At 70.0% G+C, this 13,185-nt stretch carries 15 protein-coding genes; all 15 read left to right on the forward strand.

Annotation, left to right across the window (positions count from 1 at the left end; all coding sequences use genetic code 11):
• Positions 1–83: 83 nt before the first annotated feature.
• Complete coding sequence (locus U8525_RS16850; protein WP_374266817.1) at positions 84–2,162, forward strand: hypothetical protein; 2,079 nt, start codon at positions 84–86, stop codon at positions 2,160–2,162.
• Between the two features lie 24 nt (positions 2,163–2,186).
• Complete coding sequence (locus tag U8525_RS16855) at positions 2,187–2,864, forward strand: FliH/SctL family protein (RefSeq protein ID WP_374266819.1); 678 nt, start codon at positions 2,187–2,189, stop codon at positions 2,862–2,864.
• Positions 2,865–2,908: 44 nt separating this feature from the next.
• On the forward strand, positions 2,909–4,222 hold the full coding sequence (sctN, locus tag U8525_RS16860; RefSeq protein WP_374266821.1) for a type III secretion system ATPase SctN: 1,314 nt from the start codon (positions 2,909–2,911) through the stop codon (positions 4,220–4,222).
• 62 nt (positions 4,223–4,284) lie between these two features.
• A complete protein-coding gene (locus U8525_RS16865) occupies positions 4,285–4,773 on the forward strand; it encodes a flagellar assembly protein FliH (protein WP_374266823.1) in 489 nt (162 codons plus the stop codon).
• 37 nt (positions 4,774–4,810) lie between these two features.
• Positions 4,811–5,716: a flagellar hook-length control protein FliK gene (locus tag U8525_RS16870; protein WP_374266825.1), complete on the forward strand. Its 906-nt coding sequence runs from the start codon at positions 4,811–4,813 to the stop codon at positions 5,714–5,716.
• A complete protein-coding gene (gene sctQ / locus U8525_RS16875) occupies positions 5,713–7,083 on the forward strand; it encodes a type III secretion system cytoplasmic ring protein SctQ (RefSeq protein WP_374266827.1) in 1,371 nt (456 codons plus the stop codon). Before U8525_RS16870 ends, sctQ begins: the two co-directional genes overlap by 4 nt.
• A 102-nt stretch (positions 7,084–7,185) precedes the next feature.
• Entirely contained in the window at positions 7,186–7,896 is a 711-nt protein-coding gene (locus tag U8525_RS16880) for a flagellar biosynthetic protein FliO (RefSeq protein ID WP_374266829.1), read from the forward strand.
• A 10-nt stretch (positions 7,897–7,906) separates the two neighbouring features.
• The gene (gene sctR / locus U8525_RS16885) at positions 7,907–8,731 is read left to right on the forward strand and encodes a type III secretion system export apparatus subunit SctR (RefSeq protein ID WP_374266831.1); all 825 of its coding nucleotides are present in this window, start codon (positions 7,907–7,909) and stop codon (positions 8,729–8,731) included.
• Between the two features lie 16 nt (positions 8,732–8,747).
• Positions 8,748–9,014, forward strand: coding sequence for a flagellar biosynthesis protein FliQ (gene fliQ / locus U8525_RS16890; RefSeq protein WP_014398418.1), 267 nt, complete (start codon positions 8,748–8,750; stop codon positions 9,012–9,014).
• Positions 9,011–9,829, forward strand: a complete 819-nt coding sequence (locus U8525_RS16895) for a flagellar biosynthetic protein FliR (RefSeq protein ID WP_374266834.1) — start codon at positions 9,011–9,013, stop codon at positions 9,827–9,829. The genes fliQ and U8525_RS16895 overlap by 4 nt, the downstream gene beginning before the upstream one ends.
• Before the next feature lie 27 nt (positions 9,830–9,856).
• A complete protein-coding gene (gene sctU / locus U8525_RS16900; RefSeq protein WP_374266836.1) occupies positions 9,857–10,939 on the forward strand; it encodes a type III secretion system export apparatus subunit SctU in 1,083 nt (360 codons plus the stop codon).
• A 10-nt stretch (positions 10,940–10,949) separates the two neighbouring features.
• Positions 10,950–11,234, forward strand: a complete 285-nt coding sequence (locus tag U8525_RS16905) for an EscU/YscU/HrcU family type III secretion system export apparatus switch protein (protein WP_374266838.1) — start codon at positions 10,950–10,952, stop codon at positions 11,232–11,234.
• A 46-nt stretch (positions 11,235–11,280) separates the two neighbouring features.
• On the forward strand, positions 11,281–11,763 hold the full coding sequence (locus U8525_RS16910; RefSeq protein WP_374266840.1) for a hypothetical protein: 483 nt from the start codon (positions 11,281–11,283) through the stop codon (positions 11,761–11,763).
• A gap of 3 nt (positions 11,764–11,766) precedes the next feature.
• Positions 11,767–12,243, forward strand: a complete 477-nt coding sequence (locus U8525_RS16915; RefSeq protein WP_374266842.1) for a SycD/LcrH family type III secretion system chaperone — start codon at positions 11,767–11,769, stop codon at positions 12,241–12,243.
• Between the two features lie 93 nt (positions 12,244–12,336).
• Positions 12,337–12,921: a hypothetical protein gene (locus tag U8525_RS16920; protein ID WP_374266844.1), complete on the forward strand. Its 585-nt coding sequence runs from the start codon at positions 12,337–12,339 to the stop codon at positions 12,919–12,921.
• The last annotated feature ends 264 nt before the right edge of the window (positions 12,922–13,185 follow it).

Here is a 13,185-nt window from a genome sequence, read left to right on the forward strand (position 1 = left end):
GGGTGGACCGCGGGACGCGTCCTCCAGGCCGGGGACGCGCCTTCTATTTTCAGCGGGCCACCTGGGGGCCCGCGAGGTGACCGTTGGATTCCTTCTTCACCTCGCTCAGCAAGCGCCAGACCATGATGCTGCTCACCGCGGTCACCTTCGGGGGCCAGGAGAGCACGGCGGCGCTGGAGCACCTGCCCGACGAGGAGAGCGCGCTCCTGCGCCACCGCGCGCAGGAGATCCTCCAGATTCCGCGCGAGAAGCGCCTGCCCGCCGTGGTGCAGGAACTCAAGCGCCTGATGAAGGACCGGCGCGGCCAGCTGTGGAGCGCGGATCCGGAGCGGCTGGCGGCGCTGCTCCAGCGTGAGCGCGGCGCGCTGGTGGAGGTCACGCTGCGCGCGCTGCCCGGCAACATGGCGGAGGCGGTGCGCGGCCACCTGCCGCCCTCGCGCGTGAAGCTCACCCGCGACGTGCGGCCCCAGGTCCTGGACATCATCCGCTGGAAGCTGGAGGAGGCGCTGGCGCGCGAGGTCGCTGGCCAGTCCGCGGGCTTCAAGTTCGCGGATGTGCTCAACCTCCAGACGCGTGAGCTGCTCACCGTGAGTGATCGCCTGGGCGCGCGCGTGCTCGGCCCCGCGCTGGCGGGCCTGCCCGAGGAAGAGCTGAACGGGCTCATGGAGTCGCTGCCGCCGGACCTGCTCCAACTGGCGAGCAAGTCCGTGGCGGCCAATGCGCCGCGCAAGCTTGCGGAAGAGGACGCGCGCGCGCAGCTCAACCTGCACGACGGCTTCACCCGCCTGGCCGGTGCCATCCGCAGCGCGGGCGTGCAGCGGCTGGCGCGCGCGTGCGTGGCGCAGTCGCCGGAGTTCGCCGCGCGCATGCTGGAGAAGCACCGCGGTGAGTTCGGCCACCTGCTGGCGAAGTGGGTGCGCGAGGAGCGCTCACGGCCCACGGCCCGCGGCGACGGCGGACGCACCGACATCGTCATGGACCTGGAGCGGCTGGCCCTGCGCGGCCTCATCGAGCGGCCCGTGCGGTTGACCGCGCCACCGCCGCGTCCCTCCGCCGTGCTGCCGCCACCGCCGGGAGCGCGCAAGCCGGCGCCGGCAGGGGTCCGCCCCGCAGCGGCTCCGGGGGGCCGTCCTGCGGCCCCCGCGCCGCGCGAAGGCCTGCGCACCACCGCGCCGGATCCGTCGCGCGCGCCCGCGCTCCGGGCTCCCAAGGCGCTGCGGGGTGGCGCCGCCGCTGGCGAGGCTGCGGGGGAGGCCGGTGCCCGCCGCGACTTCATGGCCGAGCGCGCGGCCCGTCGTGCGGGTGCGGCCTCCAGCCGTGACGGAGGGCCGGGGCCGAGCCCGACCCCTGGCGGACGTCCACGTCCGGCTCCGGGGGAGGAGCGGGGCTCGTCCATCGGGCCCGCGCCGCGCGCATCCATGGCCTCGCCAGAGGGCGACGCGAATGGTTCGCGGATGCGCCGCATGCCGGTGGAGCGCGAGCGGGGGCCCGCGCCCCGGGCCTCCACGGGCGCTCCGGCAGGGGATGCGAACGGCTCCCAGATGCGCCGCATGCCGGTGGAGCGCGAGCGGGGGCCCGCGCCTCGTGCCTCCACGGGCGCTCCGGAAGGGGACGCGAACGGCTCCCAGATGCGCCGCATGCCGGTGGACCGGGGCTCGTCGGTGGGCCCCGCGCCCCGCGCCTCCACCGGGGCCGTTCCGGGCCGCAGGGAGCCAGAGGGCAGCGCCCGGCCGTCGCGTCCCGCCCGGCCGGATCCAGAAGGGGCCCGCATCGGCCCTCCGCCCTCGCGGCTGGGCGCACGCGGTGCGTCACGGCCGCCGGCGGAGCCGGCCTCGCCGGAGGGGCGCTCCGTCCGGGTCGAGCGCCCCTCGCGTCCCCCCGCCGACGCGGCGGAGCGCGCCCCCCGGCGCCCGGAGCCGTCCGGGGAGCCCTCCGAGGGGGCCCGGGTGCTTCGCTCGCGCACCGGCGGCCGTCCCTCGGCGCGTCCTGGACCGGAGGGCGAGCCGGAGCGTCCCCCGCGCGTGCTCTCCAGCCAGGCGTCGTCCTCCCGGTCCTCGGAGGGAACCCAGGTGGGCCGCCGGCGCCCCCCTCCCACCGACCGGCCGGGCCCGGATGACGCGGGCGGCCCCGGAGGGCGTGGACCGCGCGGCGGAACGCGCTAGCATCCGGTCTCCAAGGAGCAACCCATGGCGATCGGCAAGGTAATCAAGGGGGACGGGTTGGCGGAGTCGGTGGTCGTCGCCACGTCCGAGCGACCGGCGCTGCGTCCGCCTCGCGCGGGCGTGATGAACGCCGAGGTCTTCGAGGCGCGTCAGGGGGCCCAGGGCATCATCGAGGAGGCCCAGCGCGAGCGTGAGCGCATCCTCGCCGAGGCCCAGCGCGAGAAGGAGGAACTCTTCGCCAAGGCGAAGGACCTGGGCCGTCAGGAGGGCATTGCCCAGGCCACGGAGCTGCTCCTGCGCGCGAAGATGCAGGCCGGGGAGATGCTCAACTCCCACGAGCAGGACATCATCGCGCTGGCGCTGAAGATGGCGGAGAAGATCCTCGGCCGCGACCTGGAGCGCGAGCCGGAGCTGCTGGTGGACATGTGCGCCGCGGCCATCGACAACCTCCGCAACGCGCGCGCCATGGTCTTGCGCGTGCACCCGAAGACGGCCACGGTGCTGCGCGCCAAGCGCCCGGCGCTGATGGAGCTCATCGGCCGCACGGTGGACCTGGCCATCAAGGAGGACCCGGAGGTCGCCGCCGTGGGCTGCATCGTGCAGACGGAGTACGGCACCGTGGACGCGCAGTTGCCCACGCAGCTGGAGATGCTCCAGAACCTCCTGCAGCCGGACACGGCGCGCAAGAACGGGCCTCCCTGAGCCTTCCGGCCCCCGCCGCGCCCTAGAGCCTCCAGGAGTCCGCCATGGCCATCGACCTCTCGCGCTACTACGACCTCATCAAGGAAGCGTCCCTCGTCCGCGTGCGCGGCCGTGTCACCGAGCTGACGGGCCTCGTCATCAAGGCGAGCGTGCCCAACGTGCGCATCGGCGAGGTGGTGCTCGTCAAGAACCGCCAGCGTGGCCTGATGAAGTCGGAGGTCGTGGGCTTCGTGGGCGATGAAGTCATGCTCATGCCCCTGGGCGAGCTGTACGGCATCGGCCCGGACAGCGAGTGCATCCCCACGGGTCGTCCGCTCACCATCAAGTGCGGCGACGGGCTCCTGGGGCGCGTGCTCAACGGCATCGGCGAGCCCATGGACGGCAAGCCCCTGGAAGGGGAGGGCTTCATCGACTGGTCCGTGGACCGGGACTGCCCGGACCCCTTCACCCGCCAGCGCATCGAGCGGCCGCTGCCCCTGGGCGTGCGCTGCATCGACGGGCTCCTCACCGTGGGCGAGGGCCAGCGCGTGGGCCTCTTCGCCGGCTCCGGCGTCGGCAAGTCCACGCTGATGGGCCAGATTGCCCGCAACACCCAGGCGGACCTGAGCGTCGTGGCGCTCATCGGCGAGCGCGGTCGTGAGGTGCGCGAGTTCATCGAGGACGCGATGGGCGAGGAGGGCATGAAGCGCGCCGTGCTGGTGTGCGCCACGTCCGACCAGCCCAGCCTCGTGCGTCTGCGCGCCGCCTACGTCGCCACGGCCATCGCGGAGTACTTCCGCGAGCGCGGCGGCAACGTGCTGTTCATGCTCGACACGGTGACGCGTCTGGCGCGCGCCCAGCGCGACATCGGCCTCGCCATCGGCGAGCCCCCGGCGCGTCAGGGCTACCCGCCCAGCGTCTTCTCCATGCTGCCGCGCATCCTGGAGCGCACGGGCAACTCGGCGAAGGGCAAGTGCACCGCCATCTACACCTGCCTCGTGGCCGGCGGTGACATGGAAGAGCCCATCGCCGACGAGGTCCGAGGTATTCTCGACGGCCACTTCATCCTCAACCGTGAGCTGGGCGCGCGAAACCAGTGGCCCGCCATGGACGTGCTCCAGAGCCTCAGCCGTGTGATGAGCGGCATCGTCAGCAAGGAGCACAAGAAGGCCGCCGGCAAGCTGCGCGAGACGCTCGCCACCTACGAGAAGCAGCGCGACCTGATCCTCCTGGGCGCCTACCAGGCGGGCGCGGACCCCAAGACGGATTACGCCATCGAGAAGTACGACGCCATCATCGACTTCCTCAAGCAGGACACCCACTCCAACTCCCCGTACGAGGAGACCGTGGAGCAGCTCATCGCCCTGTTCGAGGAGTGACCCGGGCCCGCTTCCGGGCGGTGTGGGTGGACGGGGCGGTTTTTGGGTAGGATGTCCACACCATGCCCCCGTACCGGTTGCAGTCGTTGCTGGATATGCGTGAGAAGGCGAAGGAGGAGGCCGAGCAGGCCTTCTCCGACGCCGTCAAGGCGCTGGCGAAGGAAGAGAAGGAGCAGGCGCGCCTGGAGGCGGAGCTGGAGCGCCGCCGCAAGGAGCGCAAGGCCAAGGTCGCCGAGTACTTCCAGCAGATCATGGCCAAGGGCGCCGGCATCAACGGCATGAACATGATGGGCCGCTTCGAGGAGCGCCTGAAGGACGAGGAGGCCCAGGTCTCCCTCCAGATCGAGCACCAGAAGGAGGTGGTCCGGACGGCGGGCCGCCTGGTGGAGCAGCGCCGCATGCTGATGGCGGAGGCGGCCAAGGAGCTCAAGGCCATCGAGAAGAACAAGGAGAAGTTCGTCAAGCAGGTCCGCAAGGAACGCCAGGAGCGGGAGGAGTTGAACCAGGAGGAGATCGGCAACGCCTTGTTCCTGGCCCGCCAGCGCAAGTAACCTCCCGCCGCCTTCCGCCCGAGTCTGGAGAGACGCCATGAGCCGAGTTGATGACGATCGCGATGCCGCGCGCTTGGCGGAGCGGATGATCCAGGAGCGCAAGCTCGCGGAGGCGAAGACCCAGAAGCGCCTGCAGGGCGAATCCGTCTTCTCCAAGCTGGTCCAGCAGGGCCAGGCCGAGCAAGCCCAGCCCAAGCAGGCGCAGGAGCTGAAGCAGCCCCTGGGCAAGCAGGTGCTGGCGCGCCTCACGCAGGGGCAGGGCAAGACCTTCGACGAGAAGCTGGCCCAGAAGGAGACCCCCTTCGCGAAGCCGGGGGAGACCACCCAGGGCGCCCAGCAGTCCCAGCGCAACAGCGAGTCTCAGCAGCTGTCCAAGGGCGGGGAGGCCCGCCGGTCGGAGGTCGTGGAGGAGAAGCGCTCCACCGACGTCCGCGAGGGCGACATGACCAAGGCCGAGGGACAGGCCGGCCGGCTGAGCCAGGAGAAGGGCGAGCTGAAGATCGACGTCAACGCCGGCGGCGGCAAGGGCTCGGGCGGGGGAGGCAGCAAGGAGAAGGACGACAAGGGCGGGCAGATGGCCGCCGCGGGCTTCCGCTTCAACCCCGCGCTGATGGCGCCGGTGCCGGTGGCCAAGCCCAAGGACACGGCGGGCTCCGAGCGGCTGCGCGCCATGGCGAACGAGATCGCCCAGAAGATCGTCGAGCGCGTGCGCGTGGGCACCAACGCCGCGGGCAACGCGGAGTTCCAGATCGACCTGCGCGGCGACGTGCTCAACGGCCTGTCCATCAAGGTCAGCGCGAAGAACGGGAAGATCTCCGCCGTCTTCAGCGGCAACGACCGCGACACCTTGAAGATGCTGGAAGAGCAGAGCGACGGCCTGCGCAGCGCCCTGGGCGGCCGGGGACTGGCGCTTGAAAATCTGAGGTTCGAGGCCAAGACATGAGCCTGGAGCCGGACGACGAGCCCGGAGTCTTCGAGCGCACCATGCTGGTCGACACCCGGAAGCTGGGGCCGCCCCCGAAGCCCGCCCAGCCTCCGGCGCCGGCCCCCGCGCCGGTCTCGCAGTGGCGGCCGTTCGCGTTCACCAACCTGGAGAAGGTGGGGCGCGCGCAGGGGCAGCTGGCGGAGCGCCTGCGGTGGCTGACGCCCAGCGCGGGCACGCTGGAGACGGTGTGCGCGCGTCTCAAGTCCCTCTTCGACGTGGACGTGCGCCTGTCGGTGGAGTCCGCGCAGGCGCGCCCCATGACGGAGCTGCGCCGCTTCCTGGGCGACCCGTCCTTCCTCGCGGTGCTGGCCCCCGGCGCGCTCAAGGGCCGGGCCATCCTCGAAGTCGAGCTGTCGCTGGCGCACTCGGCGGTGGACCTGCTGCTGGGCGGCGCCGGTGAGACGGTGGGCCTGCGGCCCCTGACGGACATCGAGGAGGGCGTGATGGGCTACGTCGTCCTGGAGGCCCTGAAGGAGCTGGTGCCCGGGCTGCAGCCGGGCGTTCCCCGGCCCCGGCTGGACGGCGTGGCGCGCGGCGTGGATGAGGTCTCCGCGCGCCTGGGCGAGGACGGCCCGATGCTGGCGGTGCACCTGAACGCGGTGGTGGGCACGCACCGCGGCATCGTGCGGCTGGTGGTGCCTTCCGCGGTGCTGGAGGCGGCCGAGCCCGCCGTGGAGAGCGCCCAGCGGCGCGAGCAGCGCCGTCAGGACATGAGGGCCAACGGGCGGCGCCTGTCCGCGCTGCGCGACTGGCTGCGCGCGGAGATCGGCGTGGCGGAGCTGTCCGCCCAGGACCTGGCGTCGCTGCGCGTCAAGGACGTGCTGCTCCTGGACCTGCTGTCGGCGCGGCCGGACCGGGGCGAAGCCGGCACGGCGCAGCTGCGGCTGGGCCTGGGCCGCACCGGCCACATGGCGGCGGACGTGTTCGTGGAGAGCGGCCGCTACCGGGCGCGCATCACGGACATCATCCCCGGCGAGCCGGGCAACCCCCAGGGTGGGGAGCCCGGGAGCGGGTCGGGAGAGAACGAGGACTTCACCAACCCGGAGCTGGGCGTTCCTCCGGAACTCGAAGGGGCGGCATTGGACGACAACAACCGGGACGGAAGCGATCTGCTCAGCGACCTGCCCCTGCAGGTGGCGGTGGAGCTGGCGCGCGTGCCCATCACGGCCGAACAGGTGGTGGGCCTGCGCACAGGCCAGGTCATCGACCTGCGCCGCGGGGCCGGCGAACCCGTGGACCTGTCGGTGAACGGCAAGGTGGTGGCCCGGGGCGAGCTCGTGGAGCTGGAGGGACAGCTCGGCGTGCGCATCATCCACCTGAGCTGATGCGCTTGCGCCCGTGCGTCACACGGCAGGCGGGCAGGGAGGCGTGCTCGTGCCCGGGCCCGTGGCGGTCCTGACTCGGGTGCACTAGGCTCGCGCCCACCCATGGCGGTCCTCGGTCTCTCCTCCTCGCGCCTGTTGCTCGGCGCCGTGCTCCTCTTCGCGTCGCCCGCCGTGCTGGCGCAGGCGCCCGCGGCCTCGTCGCCGGACGCCTCCGTGGCGGCGCCGGCCCCGGAGGCGACCGTGCCCGTGGCTCCGACGGCCGCGAAGGACGCGGCGCCTCGGGAAGCGACTCCCCACGAGGCGGCTTCCACGGAAGCGGCTCCCGCGGTGGCTCCGGCCGCCGTGGGGGATGGCGCGGCCCGCGCGAAGCGGCACGCGGACGAGCTGGACCGCGAGCTGGGCGTGCCGGAGTCCGAAGCCGCCGAGGCGCAGGAGAGCCTGGGCTGGGTGGTGGTGCGCACGGTGGCGCTCCTGGGCGCGGTGCTCGCGGCCATCTACCTCACGCTCAACGTGGGCCTGCGCCGGCTGATGGGGTTGCAGGGCGTGCCCGTGGGCAAGGCGTCGGTCGTGTCGGTGATGGAGCGCATCCCGTTGGATCAACGGCGCACGCTCTTCGTCGTGAAGGCCGCGGACGAGTACCTGCTGGTGGGTGGCGGCGAGGGTGGCGTGCAACTGGTTTCGAAGCTGGACCGCGACGCCGTGGAGCGCATCCGCACCGCGCGCCCTCCGTCGTCGCCGGTCTCCCTGAGTCCTTTCCTCCAGAAGCTCCTCTCCCGCCGGACTGGTGGCACCACGCCGCCGCCGGGCGTCTGAAGGCCGTCCCGTGAACCGTTCGTCTGCTGCCCGCCCGCTCCTGTTCCGCGCTCCGCCCTGGCTCTTCGCGGCGCTCGTGTCGCTGCACCCCTTCGTCGCGTCCGCGGCGAAGAAGGGCGGGGACGCGATTCCGGACGCCGTGGTGAAGGAGGCGGTGAGCACCGACTCCTTCACCTCCCGTCCGCTCATCCTCATCCTCGCGCTCGCGGCCATGTCGCTGGTCCCGTTCGCGCTGATGATGGTGACCAGCTTCGTGAAGATTTCGGTGGTGCTCTCCATCGTCCGCTCGGCGCTGGGCACCCAGCAGATTCCGCCCACCCAGGTCATCACCGGCCTGGCCATCATCCTCACCGTCTACATCATGGCCCCCGTGGGCCAGGAGATGTACCGGGCGGGCGGCCTCGACATCTGGTCCCGGGGAACGTCGGTGTTCTCCTCGGAGACGGTGGGCACGATGCTGGGGGCCGCGGACAAGTCCAAGGAGCCCCTGCGCGAATTCCTGATGAAGAAGGTCACCAACAAGGACCGCACGCTCTTCTTCAGCCTGGCGAAGAAGATGCGCAAGGAGGAGGACCGCAAGGACATTGGCCCGAACGACTTCATGGTCATCGTCCCGGCCTTCGTCGTGTCCGAACTGAAGGAGGCCTTCCAGATTGGCTTCCTCTTGTTCGTGCCCTTCATCGTCATCGACATGGTGGTGGCCAACATCCTGCTGGCGCTGGGCATGCACATGCTGTCGCCCACGACCATCTCCATGCCCTTCAAGCTCTTGTTGTTCGTGCTCGTGGACGGCTGGTACCTCATCGCCAAGGGCTTGGTCATCGGCTACCTGTAAGGAGCCCCGTACTTCCATGAATCAGCTCACGTTCATCACCCAGGAGGCGCTGTTCCTGGTGCTCGTGGTCTCCGCGCCGCCGGTGCTCATGAGCCTCCTGGTGGGCTTCCTCATCTCCCTGTTCCAGGCCACCACGCAGATCCAGGAGCAGACGCTCACGTTCGCGCCCAAGGTCGTCCTCGTCTTCGGCGTGCTGGCCATGACGGGCCCGTGGATTGGCGGCCAGCTCCTGCGCTTCACGTTCCACGTCTTCGACCGCTTCCCGGCGCTCATCGGCAGATGAACATCGGCGAGGCCATGGCCGAGCTGGGCGCTCGGGTCAACCTGTCGGTCATCATCTTCACGATGGCACTCATCATGTGCCGCGTGATGCCCATCCTCATCTTCAGCCCGTTCCTGGGCGGCGAGGTCGTCCCCTCGGAGATGAAGCTGGGCCTCGGCCTGATGGTGTCCGCGGTGCTCTTCCCGTCCGTCGCGGACCGGATGGACAAGATCCCCCTGAGCGCGCTCCCGTACATCGGGCTCATGCTCAAGGAGATCTTCATCGGCGTGGCGCTGTCGTACGTCGTGAACATGGTGTTCGACGCGGCCCGCACGGCCGGCACCCTGATGGACACCATGTCGGGCAGCAACAACGCCCAGCTCTACGTGCCGCAGCTGGGCACCCAGGTGTCGCTCTTCTCCAGCCTCAAGGTGCAGCTGTGCGTGGTGCTGTTCCTGTCGCTGGACGGGCACCACATCATCATCCGCGCGCTGGCGGAGAGCCTCGCCGTCGTGCCGCTGGAGGGCTTCCCTCACTTCAGCCGTGGCGTGTGGCCCTTCTTCGACCTGATGATCCGCTCGTTCGCGGACCTGCTGAAGATCAGCCTGGCGCTGGCGGGCCCGGGGATGGTGGCGGCGTTCGTCACCGACCTGTCCCTGGGCGCCATCAACCGCGTCGCGCCGCAGATCCAGGTGTTCTTCATCTCCATGTCCCTCAAGCCGCTGGTGGGCGTGTTGATCATGTTCATCGCCGTCCATGTCGTGGTTGGCCGCATGCAGCAGGAACTGGCCAACATGCTCCGCATGGTCCAGCACGCCATCCAGCTGCTGGCCTGAGCCGCCTGAGCCTCCCGGGATTCCTCCATGTCGGACGAGAGTGGCGACAAAACAGAAGAACCGTCGCATAAGAAGCTCGACGACGCGCGCAAGAAGGGGCAGACCTGGAAGAGCAAGGACCTGACGGGCGTGGCCGTGCTCGTCGCGGGCCTGGGCATCGTCAAGGGCTCCTGGGACAAGGTGGAGACGGAGCTCTCCACGCTCTTCCGCTTCAGCTTCGACGCCATCGCCCACTCGCAGGACCTGCGCCTGGCGACGTTGCAGCTGCTCATCATGGGCGTGCGCACGCTGCTCCTGCTCACCATCCCGGTGGTGGCGGGGGCGGCGGTGCTGGGCGGGCTGATGGACTTCCTGCAGGTCGGGTCGCTCTTCACCATCGACCCGCTCATCCCCAAGTTCGACAAGCTCAACCCCATCGCGGGGTTGAAGAACATGTTCTCCAAGAAGTCCTTCGTGGAGCTCTTGAAGAACCTCATCAAGATCTCCGTCGCCGCCTACGTCGTCTACGGCGTGGTGCGCGACTCGATGCCGCTGGTCATCGAAACGGTGCGGCAGGACCCGCACGGCATCATGGCCATCATGGGGGAGATCATCTACCGGGTGGGCGTGCGCATCGTGATGCTCTTCGTCATCTTCGGCGTGTTCGACGTGTGGTGGCAGCGCAAGTCGTTCATGAAGGACATGATGATGACGAAGGAGGAGGTGAAGAAGGAGTACAAGCAGAGCGAAGGCGACCCGCACCACAAGGCCAAGCGCAAGGAGCTCCACCATGAGATCATGGAGGGAGCCCAGATGGAGGCGGTGAAGGACGCGAGCGTCATCGTCACCAACCCGGACCACGTCGCGGTGGCGCTGCAGTACGACCAGAACAAGGATGGGGCGCCGCGGGTGCTGGTGAAGGGCATGGACGCCAAGGCGGAGCGCATCAAGGCGCTGGCGCGCGAGGCGGACGTGCCCCTCCTGCGCAACGTCCCGCTGGCGCACGCGCTGTTGCGCGTGGAGGTGGGCGAGGAGGTCCCGGAGGAGCTCTACGACGCCGTCGCGGAAGTGCTGAACTTCGTCTACGGGCTCAAGCAGCAGCAGAACGCGGCGCCGCCAGCGCGCGCCTGAGGAGGAGGCCATGGCCAGCGACGACGAGGCGGACATCGCCATCGCCATCAAGTACGACAGCAAGGCGGACGGCGCGCCTCGCGTGGTTGCGAAGGGCATGCGCCTCAAGGCGGAGAAGATCCGGGAGATCGCCAAGCAGTACGGCATCCCGGTGATGCGCAACGTGTCCCTGGCGCACGCCCTGTACCGGGTGGACGTGGGGCAGGAAGTGCCCGAGGAGCTGTACGACGCGGTCGCGGAGGTGCTGAACTTCGTCTACGCGCTCCAGCGGGAGCAGCAGGCGGGCGGACGCTGAAGGGGGCTGGACGCGGCCCCCCCACCTGTATTGAAGTCGGGCCACCATGGCCAGAATCAACAATCAACCCCCCAGCACCGCGCTTTGGCCCTGGGGAGGTCCCCGCAGCGTCCGCGAGCGGCTGGTGGATCCGTCCCAGCTGGATCGGGCGAAGAAGCTCCGCAAGGCAGGCAATCCGAAGAACCCCTCGCTGGCGAGCGCCGCGCTGCTGGACTTCATCGGGCCCGCGCATTCGTCGGAGGAGCTCCGGCTGCCGCTGCCGCCGCACCCGGGCGGGCACGACGCGGACCTGGAGGGCTTCAGCGACCGGCCGCACCTGGCCAGCGTCGCCGGACGTGGGGACGACGGGCAGCGCCGGATGCTGGAGCGCGGCCTGGCCCGCGTGAACGCGCCGCCGGAGCGCCTGGAGCGCCTCAAGGCCCTCCTGCATCGCGAGTCCGCGATGCTGGGCCTGGTGGATCAGGTCAACGCGGAGTCGCAGGAGATCATCCGCCGCATGTGGGAAGAGCAGAAGGACGAGGGCTACTGACCCATGGCGGCGCTGGACCCGGAGGACCCGCAGGACGAGGCGAAGCTCACCGCGCTCCTGCAGCGCTGGGCGGAAGGGAAGGCCACGCTCCGCGAGGTGCGCGGCTATTCCAACGACGAGCTGTACGCCATCGCCAAGACGGCCTACTTCTTCTTCTACCAGGGCCGGGTGGCGGAGGCCCGCACGCTCTTCCAGGGGCTGTACGCCATCAACCCCACGGACGTGTACTTCGCGAAGGCGCTCGGGGTGGTGGAGATGGCCGCGGGCAACGGGCAGGGCGCGCTCGCCGCCTTCGACGTGGCCGCGAAGCTGGCGCCGCAGGACCCCGCGGTCTACGTGGGCCGGGCAGAGGTGAAGTTGGCCATCGGACAGAAGCCGCAGGCGCTCGAGGACCTCCGCCGCGCCGCCGCCATGACGCCCGCGGATGATCCGGTGGTGCGCAAGGCCGGCGCCATGGTGAACGCGCTCACCCGGCGCTGATCCTCGGTGGGGCGTGTCACCGGGACGTTGGCTGTGGAAGCCGAGTAAACTCTGTTAGGCTCGAATCATTCACTGCAACCGATGGAGAGGTTCATGGCCCCCCCCACCCAGAAGAAGGAAGTTCCGCAGCTGCCGCCGGAGCCGCCGGAGCTCACCGCGAAGCGCGAGAAGCTGCTGGTGGATCTGGACGAGCAGTCCAAGTCCGCGACGGGTGTGTTCCAGCAGGTGCTGCGCAACATGCGCAAGCTGGTGGCGTCCTCCGCCCCTACCGCGCCGTTGGACCAGCAGCTCTACACGGACGTGAAGGACGCGCTCACGCGCTTCATGAAGGAGCCCATCCTTCCGCCCCCGCCCATCCTCGGCCAGGTGGTGGAGTACCTCCAGTACCGCATCACCACCTACGGCATGACCATCCAGAAGATGGCGCTCGAGATGAACCCCGAGATCGCCGGCAAGATGGCCATCCCGGCCCCGGGGGCCGCGGCCCCCGCGCCGGCCGCACCCGCCGCGCGCGCCAACCCCAAGGGCCCGTCCGACGGCTTCGAGAGCTCCAGCAAGGGGAAGATGAACCTCAACCCCGAGTTCGCGGGCACGCCTGATCCGAAGGCGGAGCAGCAGCAGCTGGAGTCCTTCAAGGCCTGGATGAAGAATCCGGCGCTTGGGAAGTTGAAGGGCTGACAGTTCGGCGGTTCCCGGAAGGGCAGGAGGAGTGGGAAAATGATCCTGGAAATCCCCCACGAAACTCCAACCTCCTTCCAGCGATAAACTTGTTGTAGCTGCTTCGATACCAACCTCTCGTCTCCTGAAGGAGTCCCCCATGGCCAGCGGCCTCGCGAACGTCCTCTCCACCGCCATCAGCACCTCCAACTCCCAGCGCTCTTCGATGGACGACATGATCGCCCAGGCGCCGCCGGAGCAGCGCGGCTTCCTGGAGGCGCAGAA

Origin of the sequence: Corallococcus sp. RDP092CA, assembly GCF_041903675.1 — a bacterium.
In the GTDB taxonomy this organism is placed as follows: Bacteria; Myxococcota; Myxococcia; order Myxococcales; family Myxococcaceae; genus Corallococcus.

Bases quoted from the DNA above. Each gene is read 5' to 3' on its own strand.
- U8525_RS16895 (WP_374266834.1), top strand. From the start codon at position 9,011: ATGAACATCGGCGAGGCCATGGCCGAGCTGGGCGCTCGGGTCAACCTG.
- U8525_RS16870 (WP_374266825.1), top strand. From the start codon at position 4,811: ATGAGCCGAGTTGATGACGATCGCGATGCCGCGCGCTTGGCGGAGCGG.
- U8525_RS16880 (WP_374266829.1), top strand. From the start codon at position 7,186: ATGGCGGTCCTCGGTCTCTCCTCCTCGCGCCTGTTGCTCGGCGCCGTG.
- U8525_RS16865 (WP_374266823.1), top strand. From the start codon at position 4,285: ATGCCCCCGTACCGGTTGCAGTCGTTGCTGGATATGCGTGAGAAGGCG.
- sctQ (WP_374266827.1), top strand. From the start codon at position 5,713: ATGAGCCTGGAGCCGGACGACGAGCCCGGAGTCTTCGAGCGCACCATG.
- sctN (WP_374266821.1), top strand. From the start codon at position 2,909: ATGGCCATCGACCTCTCGCGCTACTACGACCTCATCAAGGAAGCGTCC.
- U8525_RS16905 (WP_374266838.1), top strand. From the start codon at position 10,950: ATGGCCAGCGACGACGAGGCGGACATCGCCATCGCCATCAAGTACGAC.
- U8525_RS16920 (WP_374266844.1), top strand. From the start codon at position 12,337: ATGGCCCCCCCCACCCAGAAGAAGGAAGTTCCGCAGCTGCCGCCGGAG.
- U8525_RS16910 (WP_374266840.1), top strand. From the start codon at position 11,281: ATGGCCAGAATCAACAATCAACCCCCCAGCACCGCGCTTTGGCCCTGG.
- U8525_RS16915 (WP_374266842.1), top strand. From the start codon at position 11,767: ATGGCGGCGCTGGACCCGGAGGACCCGCAGGACGAGGCGAAGCTCACC.
- fliQ (WP_014398418.1), top strand. From the start codon at position 8,748: ATGAATCAGCTCACGTTCATCACCCAGGAGGCGCTGTTCCTGGTGCTC.
- U8525_RS16855 (WP_374266819.1), top strand. From the start codon at position 2,187: ATGGCGATCGGCAAGGTAATCAAGGGGGACGGGTTGGCGGAGTCGGTG.
- sctU (WP_374266836.1), top strand. From the start codon at position 9,857: ATGTCGGACGAGAGTGGCGACAAAACAGAAGAACCGTCGCATAAGAAG.